Genomic DNA, 12,074 nt, shown 5'->3' on the forward strand with positions numbered 1-12,074 from the left:
ACAATTTGATTATAATTTAATTATCTCCATTCGTTAAATTCTTCGCACACACATCAACCAACTCACAAACATCACAACCAGGAGAACGTGCTTTACAAACTGCACGACCATGATATATTAAACGAATAGACCAATTTTCCCATTCTGGTTGGGGTAATAATTTCATTAAATCTTTTTCAATATTAATAGGTTCAGTATTTTTTGTTAACCCCAATCTTTGACTTAACCGCTTGACGTGAGTATCTACAGTCACCCCTGCATTAATACCATAAGCGTGCGCTAAAACCACATTTCCAGTTTTTCTCGCAACTCCGGGAAGTTTTAATAATTCTTCCATTTTATTGGGAACAACGGAGTTAAAATCATCAACAATCATCCGACAAGCAGCTTTGATATTTTTCGCTTTATTGCGATAAAAACCCGTAGAACGGACTAATTCTTCTAATTCAAAAATATCCGCATTTGCTAAACTTTCTGCATCAGGAAACCGACTAAATAAAGCTGGAGTAACTTTATTCACTCGTTCATCTGTGCATTGTGCAGAAAGAATTGTTGCTACTAATAATTGTACAGGAGTTTGATAATTTAAAGAACAAGTCGCATCAGGATAAAGACGATGGAGACGAGAGAGAATTTCTAAAGCGCGTTGCTTTTTTGATGATTTTGATAATTTTGATAATTTTTTAGTAGTCACGTCAATAATATTTGAATTTATTTTATTTGAAATTTAACTTATTTCTCGTTCCCATACAGAGTATGGGAATGAATTGTATAAGACTCTGCCTTTTTTGTCAAATAGAGGTAGAACCTCTAGATCACATTCCCAGTCTGAGACTGGGAACGAGATGATCACATTCCCAGTCTAAACTGGAATATACAAGCTAAAATTTGCTTACAATTTCTGGAATATTTGTTGCACAAATTCTAGTTGCAGAGTTTCTTTGAAAATTAAGAAAATACCTAATCCTAAAAGTAGGACTAAACCTGTTTGCATGACACCTTCTTGAATTTTTGCTGGTAAGGGTTTACCAAGTAAACCTTCAATCAAAAGAAAAGCTAATTGTCCACCATCTAAAGCAGGGAGAGGTAAAATATTGATGATGGCTAAATTAATACTAATTATTGCTGCAAAAGATAGCAAATTTGCACTATTATCTGCTGCTAATTTAGCACCAATTTTCACAATATTCACAGGTCCTGAAACCTGACTTGCTGTTTGTTGAAAATTAGTTATTAGCTGTCCAAATCCTTTGATTGTACCAATAAATAGCTGTTGAAATCTATCAGCAGCAACGCTGAAAATTTCTATGGGATTTTGGGGACGACGATAAACAGCTTCTCCATTTGGTCCTAGTTCAATTCCTACTAAACCTTTACCATCAGCACTTTCTGTAGGAGTTAATTTTAAAGCTATTTCTTGATTTTGACGCTGAATTTTCAGGTTAAGTTGTTGATTTGGATGGGTTTGAATTTCTTTAGTCAGCAATAAGGTAGAATCTTTACTAGCAGCTAATTCCTGACCATTGACGCTGATAACAATATCACCTGCGCGAATACCAGCTTGGTAAGCTATTGATTGTTCATTAACAGGTTTGACAAGTACACCAGGTTGATATTGAAATTCTTGGGGTATACCAACAATACCTATTTGCAAAGCGAGAACAAAATAAGCAAATATTAAGTTTGCTATCACACCGGCGCTAATAACGATCGCCCGATCTAAAATAGGACGATTCCGCAATAAGTTGGGATCATTGGGAGGAATTGCGCTATCTGGATCATCGTCGGGAAAACCAACAAACCCACCCAAGGGGAAAGCGCGAATGGTGTATTCTGTCTGTGATCCTTGGTACTTTAAGAGGGTGGGACCAAAACCCAAAGAAAAGCGGTTAGCGTAGATACCTTGAGAACGTGCGGCTATAAAATGTCCTAACTCGTGTACTAAGATCAAAATAGCCAAAACTGCGATCGCTGCTAAAACTGACATAGAGCAAATAAGTCAAAATATTTCGGATATATATTTCTATTGTAGTTTGGGAATGGACTCAGAAACAAAATCTGCTGTTATTTATTGTCAATTGCAAAGAAAAGCGCGAGTTATGGTAATTTTGCTAATTTCCAGGTTTTGAGCGAAACTTGTCTGATAGCGTAGCGCAAGCCATATCAGGATATCCATGATTTGAGGATTTACAGGATGATTCATTTATTTTTCATCCTCCCACATTGTATAATTTTCTTCAAAAACCTCCTCCCAAGTTAAAGCAGTAATTTCTGGCTTTTTCCCCATTTCATCCCTAGCATCTTGTTTAGCAGATGTAAAACACTTATCCCAAATAGACTCTAAAAACTCTCTATTAAGACTAGGCATTTCTTCCTGACTATCAGCAATTTCTCTCCTTGCTGAACGAATGGAAATTACCCAACTAGCACTGCGTTTTTCAGGTTGACATTTCCATTTAATTATATGTAACATCAATCGAGTTAATTGACTAATAACTGCCCTTTTTTCGGATCTTCCCATTGACTCTGCTAAACTCTCTAAAATCTGATCAACTTCTGCCATTTTTCCCTCCTTTAGCAATTCCTTTGCTTTTTCCACTGCTAAGTATGGTGATTGAAATACCAATTCATCCCATATTAATGTCATTTTAAAATTCCTCTCTTTTATCAATAGAAAGTTGATCTCTAGTATTCATAAAATCATCAGAAAATTGATCTAAGCTATCAATTAAACTTTGCCACGGGTTATCTTTACTAATCAGAACAATAGGACTAACAATATCACCTAATGTTTTACCTTTACCGGCAATGGAACTAGGAGGAATGCGACATTTTTTTCTTGGTAATTTATGTTTGATAAATTGAATAAAATCTAAAACTTCTTGTTGTTTATCTGCTGGTAATTCTCGCAAGTTTTCTAAAACTGCTTGTTCAATAGTCATAGTTTTACCTTTAGGATTATAATGTAATTATATTATAGATTATAACTTTTTGTCTGAATCAGGATGTGCAGGATGTTTTTTTATATTCATCTATATTTTCATAAATTGCATTTTGTCTGAATCAGGATGTCCAGGATTTGAGGATGTACAGGATATCTTCTTTGCGCGAAATAGATTTTTGTCAGAATCAGGACACCCTTCGGGAAGTCAAAAGTCAAAATTCAAAAAATTATTTCTTTTCAGAAGTTGCGCTAATTCAAATATTCCAGAATATTAATATCAAATATAATCCTGTTAATCCTTTCATCCTGGTTATCCTGATTCTGACAGTTAATTATACATTACTGAGTGCTTTAACCTGAGAAATAGCACGTTCAACATCTGGTAATTTTTGACCATGTTTTTCTGCTGTTTCTAACCATAAATCTCTGACAATGATCAATTCTTGTAATGTTTCTTCTAAAGTTTCTCCCTGTGCTAAACATCCTTTTAATGCTGGAATTTCAGCAACGAAACCGCCTTCTTCACAGGGATAAACAACTATGGGATAATTCATAATTATGCTCCTTCTATCAATTCTAATACTCGTTTAACATAAATTGATTTTACCCGATTATTATGTACGGGAATTACTAAAATTATATCATATTTGATAAAGATATGATGACTACCTGTAATTCTATCTAATACAAAATTATCTAATTCTAACAGTTTACGAATATCACTGAATTTGGCATTATTAGGACTATTTGTTAATTTTTCAATTAGTTTATCTTTTTTGACCATTTTCCGCGATTTGAGGATCTACAGGATGGTTTTTTAATATTCAGCTACATTTTCAGAAGTTGCGATAATTCAAATATCCCAGAATATCAAAATCAAATATAATCCTGTTAATCTTTTAATCCTGGTTATCCTGATTCTCACAAAAAACATACTACTCATAATGCGTCCACATTCGTAAAACTTTGATAGTATTTTCGCCTTCAATCACTTCATATACTAAACAATGTTGAATATTTATCCGTCGTGAATATGCACCTTCTAAATCTCCTACTAATTTTTCATAAGGTGGAGGATTTTGAAACGGATTAACCTGAATAATATCAAGTAAACTTTGCACTTTCTCTTTCAAATTACTTGCAGCCAATTTTTTAGCATCTTTCTGAGCTTGTTTAGTATAAACTAATTTCCAATTTACCAATCTAATTCACCATCACACTCTTCAATAGGTGTTGCTAATCCTTCTTTAATTGATTCTCTCATCCCTGGAATAGAAAGTAAATATAGAGTTTCTTGGATAGATTTCCAGTCACTTTCAGATAATAAAACTGCGTTGCTATTTTCTCCTGCAATCATAATAGGTTGATGGGATTGATTAACTGAATCAATTAAATCCTGTAGTTGCTGTTGTGCTTGATTGATTGAAATCATAATCTTTTTTGAGATTACATTATTATAATAAATAATAGCATACAATTGAATTGTCTGAATCAGGATTTCCAGGATTTGAGGATGTACAAGATGGTTTTTTAATATTCATCTGTATTTTCAGAAGTTGCGCTAATTTTAATATCCCAGAATATCAAAATCAAATATTATCCTGTTAATCCTTTAATCCTGGTTATCCTGATTCTGACAGTTAAATTTTAATAAAAAACGGTGCATTACATTTCATTAACGCACCCTAAAAAATCAGCGTAATTTTACCACTGTCTTCAAGGGAATAGAAATAATCTGTCTTCCACTGGTTGCTTGTTTTTTTCTTAAATCAGCACAAATAGTGGCTAAATCATAATTAAATGACTTAGCTTCTTCATCTCTGATTTTCCGAATTTCTGCCAAAACTTCATCATTCATAATAAATTAATCTTTGAGAGATACTTCAAAAGAAAGTTGAGAACGATAAAAACAAACATTAAATTCCATAAAAAAATTAACTTGTCCCAAAATTAAAGGAACATTAGTTGCTTGAGTCCAAGCAAATACTAATTTTACAGGTTCAAAATCTGCTACTTTAGCTGATACAACCAGTACACGCGCTTCAAATTGAGCAAGATTACCTGTCAATTGTAAAGAGGTTGTTAAATCTTCCCAATTTGCACCAATATCTAATCCTAATTGATAAGGTAAAACATTAATAGTTGCTCCCGTATCCAGTAAACCAGTAGTCTGTAATTCTTGTCCACGATAAGTTAAAATAATTGGTAGATATGGTCTAAAACCTGCTTCTCCCAAGGAAGGATCATAAGTAGTAAATGAGTATTTATGTGTATTATTCATGATTGCTATTTTCTGCTTCTAACACTTTTAACATTATATTTGCAGCTTCAAAAGCATCATAAGGAGAGGAGACAGGATAAGACATTCCTGGTTTAATTAATTCTGATTCTTCTTGTACTAATTGAGAGGCTAAATATTGGATAATTTGTAATTTTTCAGCCCGACTTAATTTATTTAATAATGGCATTAATTCTAGCATGGTTTGATGATTGCTATAGTTAGTAGTTGATATTATATCATTTTATTAATGGTAATGGGAATTTGTCTGAATCAGGTGGTTATCGAGTTTCGACTACGCTCAACTACCGCGACCTGTACTGAGCGACTTGTACTGAGCGCAGTCGAAGTAAGTCGAAGTAAGTCGAGATAATGTCCAGGATTTGAGGATTTACAGGATGGTTTTTTAATATTCATCTACATTTTCAGAAATTACGCTAATTCAAATATTCCAAAATATCAAAATCAAAAATATAATCCTGTTAATCCTTTAATCCTGGTTATCCTGGTTATCCTGATTCTGACAGTGCAATATATTATAAAAATAATAAAAAATGGTGCATTAAATAAAGTTGATTAACGCACCCTAAGAGCAGTATTATTTAAAAGGAATATATTCAACGACATTCATCCATTCATCAATCTCTGAAGCTTTAGCAATAAATTCTAAATCTTGCACAAATTGACCAATTGTACCACCTAGTTGATGTCCAAAAATTAATCCTGAAAACTGTTTTCCTTCTTTTTGCCAAGTTTCCGCTAAAACTCGAAAACGGATATCTTGAGTAAATAGAACTCGTTTAATTTCTGTCACTCTTTCTAATAATTTATCATCAGGAAGTTCTTGGGTTTCATCATCAAAAGCAGTTAATACATCCACACCCCGACGACGCAATTGTGATGTAATAGATTGAGGTACATGAACATCCATATATAATAAAGCAATGGTCATTTACAACAGTCCTTTTGCTTTCATTCTGTTGTAAAATGGAGATGATACTAATTCATTTTTGCTTTGTTGTACTTGTTCCCATTCTTCTTTAATTTCTTGGTCAATTTCTTCTTGGTGGTCAAAGTAATAACCCATAGTAGCATGAGCTTCAGCTTGAGTTAAATAAGGATGTTGACGACACATTTCTTCTACTGACCAACCATAAGCAAGATAATCCATCACAATTTGCGTTACTCTAATTCTGGGAAAACGCTTTAATCTTGCTGGTTGATTTTCGGTTTTTTCAATATGCGGGTAATTCAGGGTTAACATATTTTTTTATATAGCTAAGTTGCTTGAATCACTATATTTTAGTATATCATTTTTTTGTCTGAATCAGGACACCCTTCGGGATATTCTGTGAATATCAATATCAAATATTATCCTGTTAATCCTTTAATCCTGGTTATCCTGATTCAGACAGTTAAATTTTAATAAAAAACGGTGCGTTACATTTCATTAACGCACCCTACGAGATAAGCTATCTGGACACAGCAAGCTATCGCACTAATCAACCAAAACAAACCAATTCTCAATCACAATATCCTCAAAATCTTGAAAATCTGTCACATTATTTGTTACTAAAATCAAGTTATTGGAAAATGCAATACTCGCAATCTGTCCATCAATAAAAGCGGGTGTTTTACCAATTTTGGATAATCTAGCTCTTTCCTGTGCGTGCCATTTTGCAGCATTTATATCATAATCAAACACTGGTATTTTAGCAGGTATTTCCTCGATATAATCTTCTAAAAAACGTCTTTTTCCAGAGTCAGTCGGTAAACGTAAACACCCAAATAATAATTCATGAATAACTACTGAAGCTGTAGCTACTTCATCTTGATACAGATTCATTTTATCAACTACTAATTTATTTGGGATTTTTTTGTTAATTTCCGAAATAATATTAGTATCTAAAAGAAAACGAAAACTCACAGTTCTACCTCTCGTCCTGGACTGCGATCTCTAAGACTTGTAAAATCCTCATCTGTAAATTCTATACCCTCTCTTTCCATCCGTTCTCGAAATCGCAAGGTCATTTCCCAGAAATTTTCACCGTCAGAATTAAAAGTAGGTTTTTCTGCTGGTAATTTATGTTTGAGAAATTGAATAAAATCTAAAACTTCTTGTTGTTTATCTGCTGGTAATTCTCGCAAGTTTTCTAAAACTGCTTGTTCAATAGTCATAGTGTTACCTCTAGGATTATAATGTAATTATATTATATTATATTATATTATATTATAGTATAGATTGTCACTTTTTGTCTGAATCAGGATGTCGAGGATTTGAGGATTTACAGGATGGTTTTTTAATATTCATCTACATTTTCAGAAGTTGCGCTAATTTTAATATCCCAGAATATCAATATCAAATATAATCCTGTTAGTCCATTAATCCTGGATATCCTGATTCTGACAGTGGATTTTAACGTAATATTCTAACTTCAACTCCCACATTAATATTACTCCATAAACGATCAGTAGTTAAAACAGGTTGATTGAGAATAATACCTAATGCTAAACAAGCCCTATCACCAAATGAAAGCCCAATTGATTTAGTAAGTGAGCGTAAAATTCCCGCTTTTAATGCTTGTTCTTCATTAAAATCAATTACTTTCAGATTCAGATTATTTATAATTAAAATAATATCATTTTCTGGTATTCCTGCATCTGCTAATTTAGCGATTACCTCAGATAAATTAACCGTACTAATTGCAGCTTTATCAATAAATTTTAATACTTCTTCGCTTCCAGGTTCTTCATTGAGTAAAGCTAAAATTGCGGAAGCATCTAAAACAACTTCACTCATTTAAAGTTTCCTCTCTCCGTTCCTGAATTAATTCTTCAGATAGTTTTCTAGTAGGTGGAATATACTTTCTAAAAATAGCTTGGGCATTTTTTACAGAATCATGTAAATTATCACTTATTGGTTTATCTTCTAGTACAATAACTGCTTTATATTCTCCCTTTGGGATATCTACAGGAGAATTAACTAACAATTTTCCGTCACGGGTTATAGTTACTGTTACACCTAATGTAATCATAGTCAACTCCATTGGTTAATTAGTTTATTAATTATATCAGAAAATGTGCATTTTGTCTGAATCAGGTGGTTATCGAGCGACCTGTACTGAGCGCAGTCGAAGTAAGTCGAGATAATGTCCAGGATTTGAGGATTTACACGATGTTTTTTAATATTCATCTACATTTTCAGAAATTACGCTAATTCAAATATTCCAAAATATCAAAATCAAAAATATAATCCTGTTAATCCTTTAATCCTGGTTATCCTGATTCTGACAGTTAAATTTTAATAAAAAACGGTGCATTAAATAAAGTTGATTAACGCACCCTATGAGATTAGCTTTAATTCTGGATATCCTGATTCGCACATTTATACACTACTTAGAGCTTTAACCTTCGCAATTTCATTTTCAACATCTGGATAATTGTTGGCCATATATTTCGGCTGTTTATAACCCAAATAGAAAATATTAAGTTTACCAGGGGAGAATTTCATCAAAAATGATACCTCTAAATTCATCACCCAAGATGGCAAGTAGTTTATTTAAGCTAGTTTGTTTCACATGGACTAAAACTTGTGAGCTATCTTGAAAATCATCTCTAATTTTAAATTTTTGCTCTGATATATTTTCTTCTTCTGGCTGTCCTTTCAAAATATTACAGTGTACTAAAGACAAGCACAAATTATTGAGTTTATTACTTTCAATATCAGGAAGTTCCTGACTTAGAATATCTAATATTTCAGATATATTCATTAATATCTCACGCCGCAATATTAAGCTATCAACAACTCTTTCTAAACTGTATTTATCTTCAATTGTAATTCTTGGTTTACCGCTGGCTAATAAATTCTGGTAGCGTTCCGGTGTATGTAAATTTTCACTCAATATATCTGGAAGTACATTAACTCCACTGGGAAGAGAAGTTCTAAAAACAAGCAATGTATTAGATGGTGGAAGATTTCCAACACATGATTCTGTATTTGTACAAACAAATTGTAATAGTTCAGCAAATCTACTAAAACCAACCATTTCTGGTTTAAATCCTGGTATTGCATATTTGAATGCTTCTCTTATGGTTGAAAGGGGAATGCCATTTCGATTCATTTGTTTACGAGCTTCAGAGTCTTGACAAAACCAATTGATAATTGTTTGACTATGAAATAAAATACTATTTTTATCTACTTGATAAATTGGCTCAATCTTATTTGCCATACGTACAACAAATGGATGAGTTATACCAATTCCTAACCCCTTATCATTAATAAACGCTGTATTTTTTGATTCAGTGCTAATATCCTCCAAAGAATCTTCTTCTGGTGCTTCCAGTTTTATAAAGTGATCGCAAACTGATTTTAAAATATCATTGGCTGCATTTTCATAAGCACAACCAATAACTTGTTTGCCATACTCATGTAATTTTTTTGCCAGGGAAGCAAAACCTCCATCTCCTGACACAATAACATATACTTCAATGTGAGGACGACTAATAGTGATATCCATTGCATCAACAGCTAATTGAATATCAGCAGCGTTTTTTTTGTGATAACGTGCAAACCCAAAAATTTGAATTGGATCTATACCTAACTCATTAATCTCACCTTTGAGAAGACTTAATCTAGGATCACTCCAATTAGCATAAGCTCGCTGCAACGAAATCCTCTCAACCATATCTAAATCTAAAATCTGGCGATATATCTGTTTTAATGATAATTCTTTGATAAAATCTTTTGAAAAACTATAGCCTTTAGTAAGATTTTCAATATCATAAAGTATAGCAGTGTTAAATCTTGACATAAGATTTCATTCTCCTTACCGTGATGTTATAATACTCTTAATTAAGAGTGAGTATATGACCATTTCACGTATTTTGCTTTGACTTGTAATATATTTTATTATAAAATCTCTATTGTTTACATAAATTTACGTAGAGACGCACCCCAAAAACGCCTCTACAAAAACCCTAAACTACAAAACCTCCCTACCCAAATAAACCTGCAAAACCTCCGGTACTTTAATCGTCCCATCAGCTTGCTGATAATTCTCCAAAATCGCCGCCATCGTCCTTCCCACAGCTAAACCAGAACCATTTAAAGTATGTACAAACTGCGTCCCCTTCTTCCCCGCTTCCTTAAACCGAATATCCGCCCTTCTCGCTTGAAAATCAACACAATTAGAACAACTAGAAATCTCTCGATACTTCCCAGAAGATGGCAACCAAACCTCTAAATCATAGGTCTTTGTTGCCCCAAAACCTAAATCACCAGTACATAAATTAATCACTCGATAAGGCAATTTTAAACCCTGTAAAATTGACTCTGCACTAGCAACTAACTTCTCCAATTCCTCAAAAGAATCTTCCGGTTTTACTAACTTCACCAACTCCACTTTATTGAATTGATGCAACCGAATTAAACCCCGCATATCCCGTCCATAACTTCCCGCTTCCCGACGAAAACAAGGAGTATAAGCACAGTGATAAATCGGTAATTCTTCCGCGTTTAAAATTTCCCCACGATAAAAATTAGTAACGGGAACTTCCGCAGTAGGAATTAACCACAATTCATCATCTGCACATTTAAAACTTTCCTCTGCAAACTTCGGTAATTGTCCAGTTCCCGTTAAAGAATCAGTATTAACTAACAACGGTGGACTAACTTCAATATACCCATTTTCAATATGCTTAGAAAGCATAAATTGAATTAACGCCCTTTCTAAAGCAGCACCCGCACCTATCAAACTCACAAACCGACTTTGGGCAATTTTTACCGCCCTTTCAAAATTCAAAATACCCAATTTTTCCCCAATTTCCCAATGAGGTAAAATATTCTGATTTTCCGGTTTATATTCATCTCCCCATCTTCTCACTTCTGGGTTATCATCTTCACTTGCACCGATGGGAGTAGAATCACTAGGAAGGTTAGGAAGTGCTAAAAGTAAATCTTGAATTTGCGCTTTTAACTCTTTTTCCTGGGGTTCTAATTCGCTTAATGTGATTTTAATATTATTCCCCTCTTCTTTTAACGCAAGAATTTCCTCACTTTGTGGACTAACACCAGATTTTACCTTTTGTCCTACCAGTTTACCAATTTCATTACTCCGCGCTTGTAAATCGTTGCGTTTTCCTTCCAGTTCCCGTTGTTTTTGACTTAAATCTAATATAGGCTGAATGTCATATTTACCACTACGAGTATTCAGCTTTTCTTGTACGAGTTGGGGGTTTTCTCTAATTTGTTTAATATCCAGCATTGGTGAATTTTGTGAGTTTTTGTCAATTATACTCGATTGAGGTGATTATTCGTAGGGGTTTAGCAATGCTAAACCATTTCTTGCATCATCAATCATATCTATTATTAACACCAGTTTTATACAATAACCACACAAAATCATCAGATTAATCAAAATCCCTTTTTCATCCGCGTTTATCTGCGTTCATCTGCGTTCAAATCTCAATATAGAATGTAGGTTGGGTTGAGGAACGAAACCCAACATTTAGAGGAACGAAACCCAAAATTAATAAGATATTGATAAGATTTTGTTGGGTTGCGCTATCACTTAACCCAACCTACAAAATATGATAAACTAAAATCAAAATCAAAAGGTTTTCAGCAATGATGACATCTGAACCAGTAATTTTAAATATCAAAAATGTCGGTTTAAGTGATGAACAATTTTTTAATCTCTGTCAAATTAATGAAGATTGGAAACTGGAAGAAACAGCTAAAGGAAAGTTAATTAGGGTTTGCTGAATAAACCTAAAACCTTGATATATCAAAGGTTAGAGGCTGATAAACACAGAAATTAGTGCAAGGGTTTTGAAGGGTATACCGGAAAAAGT

Annotated in this window: 20 protein-coding genes; 1 reads left to right on the forward strand and 19 read right to left on the reverse strand. The window is 33.4% G+C overall.

The features are described from left to right. Positions 1–16 precede the first annotated feature (16 nt). From nth to serS, 19 genes are all read right to left on the reverse strand, one after another. The gene (gene nth / locus H6F47_RS16195) at positions 17–694 is read right to left on the reverse strand and encodes an endonuclease III (RefSeq protein ID WP_096572030.1); all 678 of its coding nucleotides are present in this window, start codon (positions 692–694) and stop codon (positions 17–19) included. A 198-nt stretch (positions 695–892) separates the two neighbouring features. Further along, entirely contained in the window at positions 893–1,987 is a 1,095-nt protein-coding gene (rseP, locus tag H6F47_RS16200) for an RIP metalloprotease RseP (RefSeq protein WP_190347985.1), read from the reverse strand. 216 nt (positions 1,988–2,203) lie between these two features. After that, positions 2,204–2,647: a DUF29 domain-containing protein gene (locus tag H6F47_RS16205; protein ID WP_137667129.1), complete on the reverse strand. Its 444-nt coding sequence runs from the start codon at positions 2,645–2,647 to the stop codon at positions 2,204–2,206. A 1-nt stretch (position 2,648) separates the two neighbouring features. Beyond that, positions 2,649–2,942 carry a DUF2281 domain-containing protein gene (locus tag H6F47_RS27990; RefSeq protein ID WP_242027410.1) on the reverse strand — a complete coding sequence of 98 codons (294 nt, stop codon included), beginning with the start codon at positions 2,940–2,942 and terminating at the stop codon, positions 2,649–2,651. Positions 2,943–3,276: 334 nt separating this feature from the next. Then, positions 3,277–3,498: a type II toxin-antitoxin system HicB family antitoxin gene (locus H6F47_RS16220; RefSeq protein WP_096572027.1), complete on the reverse strand. Its 222-nt coding sequence runs from the start codon at positions 3,496–3,498 to the stop codon at positions 3,277–3,279. Positions 3,499–3,500: 2 nt separating this feature from the next. Next, a complete protein-coding gene (locus tag H6F47_RS16225; protein WP_190650023.1) occupies positions 3,501–3,728 on the reverse strand; it encodes a type II toxin-antitoxin system HicA family toxin in 228 nt (75 codons plus the stop codon). A 151-nt stretch (positions 3,729–3,879) separates the two neighbouring features. After that, positions 3,880–4,146 carry a Txe/YoeB family addiction module toxin gene (locus H6F47_RS16230; RefSeq protein ID WP_190650025.1) on the reverse strand — a complete coding sequence of 89 codons (267 nt, stop codon included), beginning with the start codon at positions 4,144–4,146 and terminating at the stop codon, positions 3,880–3,882. After that, positions 4,140–4,376, reverse strand: a complete 237-nt coding sequence (locus H6F47_RS16235; protein WP_190650027.1) for a type II toxin-antitoxin system Phd/YefM family antitoxin — start codon at positions 4,374–4,376, stop codon at positions 4,140–4,142. The genes H6F47_RS16230 and H6F47_RS16235 overlap by 7 nt, the downstream gene beginning before the upstream one ends. Before the next feature lie 261 nt (positions 4,377–4,637). Then, positions 4,638–4,802, reverse strand: coding sequence for a hypothetical protein (locus tag H6F47_RS16240; RefSeq protein ID WP_162501977.1), 165 nt, complete (start codon positions 4,800–4,802; stop codon positions 4,638–4,640). 6 nt (positions 4,803–4,808) lie between these two features. Continuing rightward, on the reverse strand, positions 4,809–5,225 hold the full coding sequence (locus tag H6F47_RS16245; protein WP_137669398.1) for an aspartyl protease family protein: 417 nt from the start codon (positions 5,223–5,225) through the stop codon (positions 4,809–4,811). After that, the gene (locus H6F47_RS16250; protein WP_137669399.1) at positions 5,218–5,424 is read right to left on the reverse strand and encodes a hypothetical protein; all 207 of its coding nucleotides are present in this window, start codon (positions 5,422–5,424) and stop codon (positions 5,218–5,220) included. The genes H6F47_RS16245 and H6F47_RS16250 overlap by 8 nt, the downstream gene beginning before the upstream one ends. A 396-nt stretch (positions 5,425–5,820) precedes the next feature. Further along, a complete protein-coding gene (locus tag H6F47_RS16255; RefSeq protein WP_190650028.1) occupies positions 5,821–6,174 on the reverse strand; it encodes a DUF5615 family PIN-like protein in 354 nt (117 codons plus the stop codon). After that, positions 6,175–6,486, reverse strand: a complete 312-nt coding sequence (locus H6F47_RS16260; RefSeq protein ID WP_137669401.1) for a DUF433 domain-containing protein — start codon at positions 6,484–6,486, stop codon at positions 6,175–6,177. It abuts the gene before it with no gap. A 234-nt stretch (positions 6,487–6,720) separates the two neighbouring features. Further along, positions 6,721–7,149, reverse strand: a complete 429-nt coding sequence (locus tag H6F47_RS16265) for a type II toxin-antitoxin system VapC family toxin (protein ID WP_137669402.1) — start codon at positions 7,147–7,149, stop codon at positions 6,721–6,723. Then, positions 7,146–7,400, reverse strand: coding sequence for a DUF2281 domain-containing protein (locus H6F47_RS16270; RefSeq protein ID WP_190650030.1), 255 nt, complete (start codon positions 7,398–7,400; stop codon positions 7,146–7,148). The genes H6F47_RS16265 and H6F47_RS16270 overlap by 4 nt, the downstream gene beginning before the upstream one ends. A gap of 238 nt (positions 7,401–7,638) precedes the next feature. Then, on the reverse strand, positions 7,639–8,022 hold the full coding sequence (locus tag H6F47_RS16275; protein ID WP_190650033.1) for a type II toxin-antitoxin system VapC family toxin: 384 nt from the start codon (positions 8,020–8,022) through the stop codon (positions 7,639–7,641). Further along, entirely contained in the window at positions 8,015–8,257 is a 243-nt protein-coding gene (locus H6F47_RS16280; protein WP_190650035.1) for a hypothetical protein, read from the reverse strand. Before H6F47_RS16280 ends, H6F47_RS16275 begins: the two co-directional genes overlap by 8 nt. A 456-nt stretch (positions 8,258–8,713) precedes the next feature. After that, a complete protein-coding gene (locus tag H6F47_RS16285) occupies positions 8,714–10,033 on the reverse strand; it encodes an NYN domain-containing protein (protein WP_190650036.1) in 1,320 nt (439 codons plus the stop codon). Between the two features lie 171 nt (positions 10,034–10,204). Further along, the gene (serS, locus tag H6F47_RS16290; protein ID WP_096572016.1) at positions 10,205–11,485 is read right to left on the reverse strand and encodes a serine--tRNA ligase; all 1,281 of its coding nucleotides are present in this window, start codon (positions 11,483–11,485) and stop codon (positions 10,205–10,207) included. Positions 11,486–11,847: 362 nt separating this feature from the next. Here serS and H6F47_RS16295 point away from each other — a divergent pair, with 362 nt between their 5' ends. Next, the gene (locus H6F47_RS16295; RefSeq protein WP_199291189.1) at positions 11,848–11,985 is read left to right on the forward strand and encodes a hypothetical protein; all 138 of its coding nucleotides are present in this window, start codon (positions 11,848–11,850) and stop codon (positions 11,983–11,985) included. Positions 11,986–12,074 lie beyond the last annotated feature (89 nt).

The sequence above is a fragment of the Sphaerospermopsis sp. FACHB-1094 genome (genome assembly GCF_014696195.1).
In the GTDB taxonomy this organism is placed as follows: Bacteria; Cyanobacteriota; Cyanobacteriia; order Cyanobacteriales; family Nostocaceae; genus Sphaerospermopsis; species Sphaerospermopsis kisseleviana.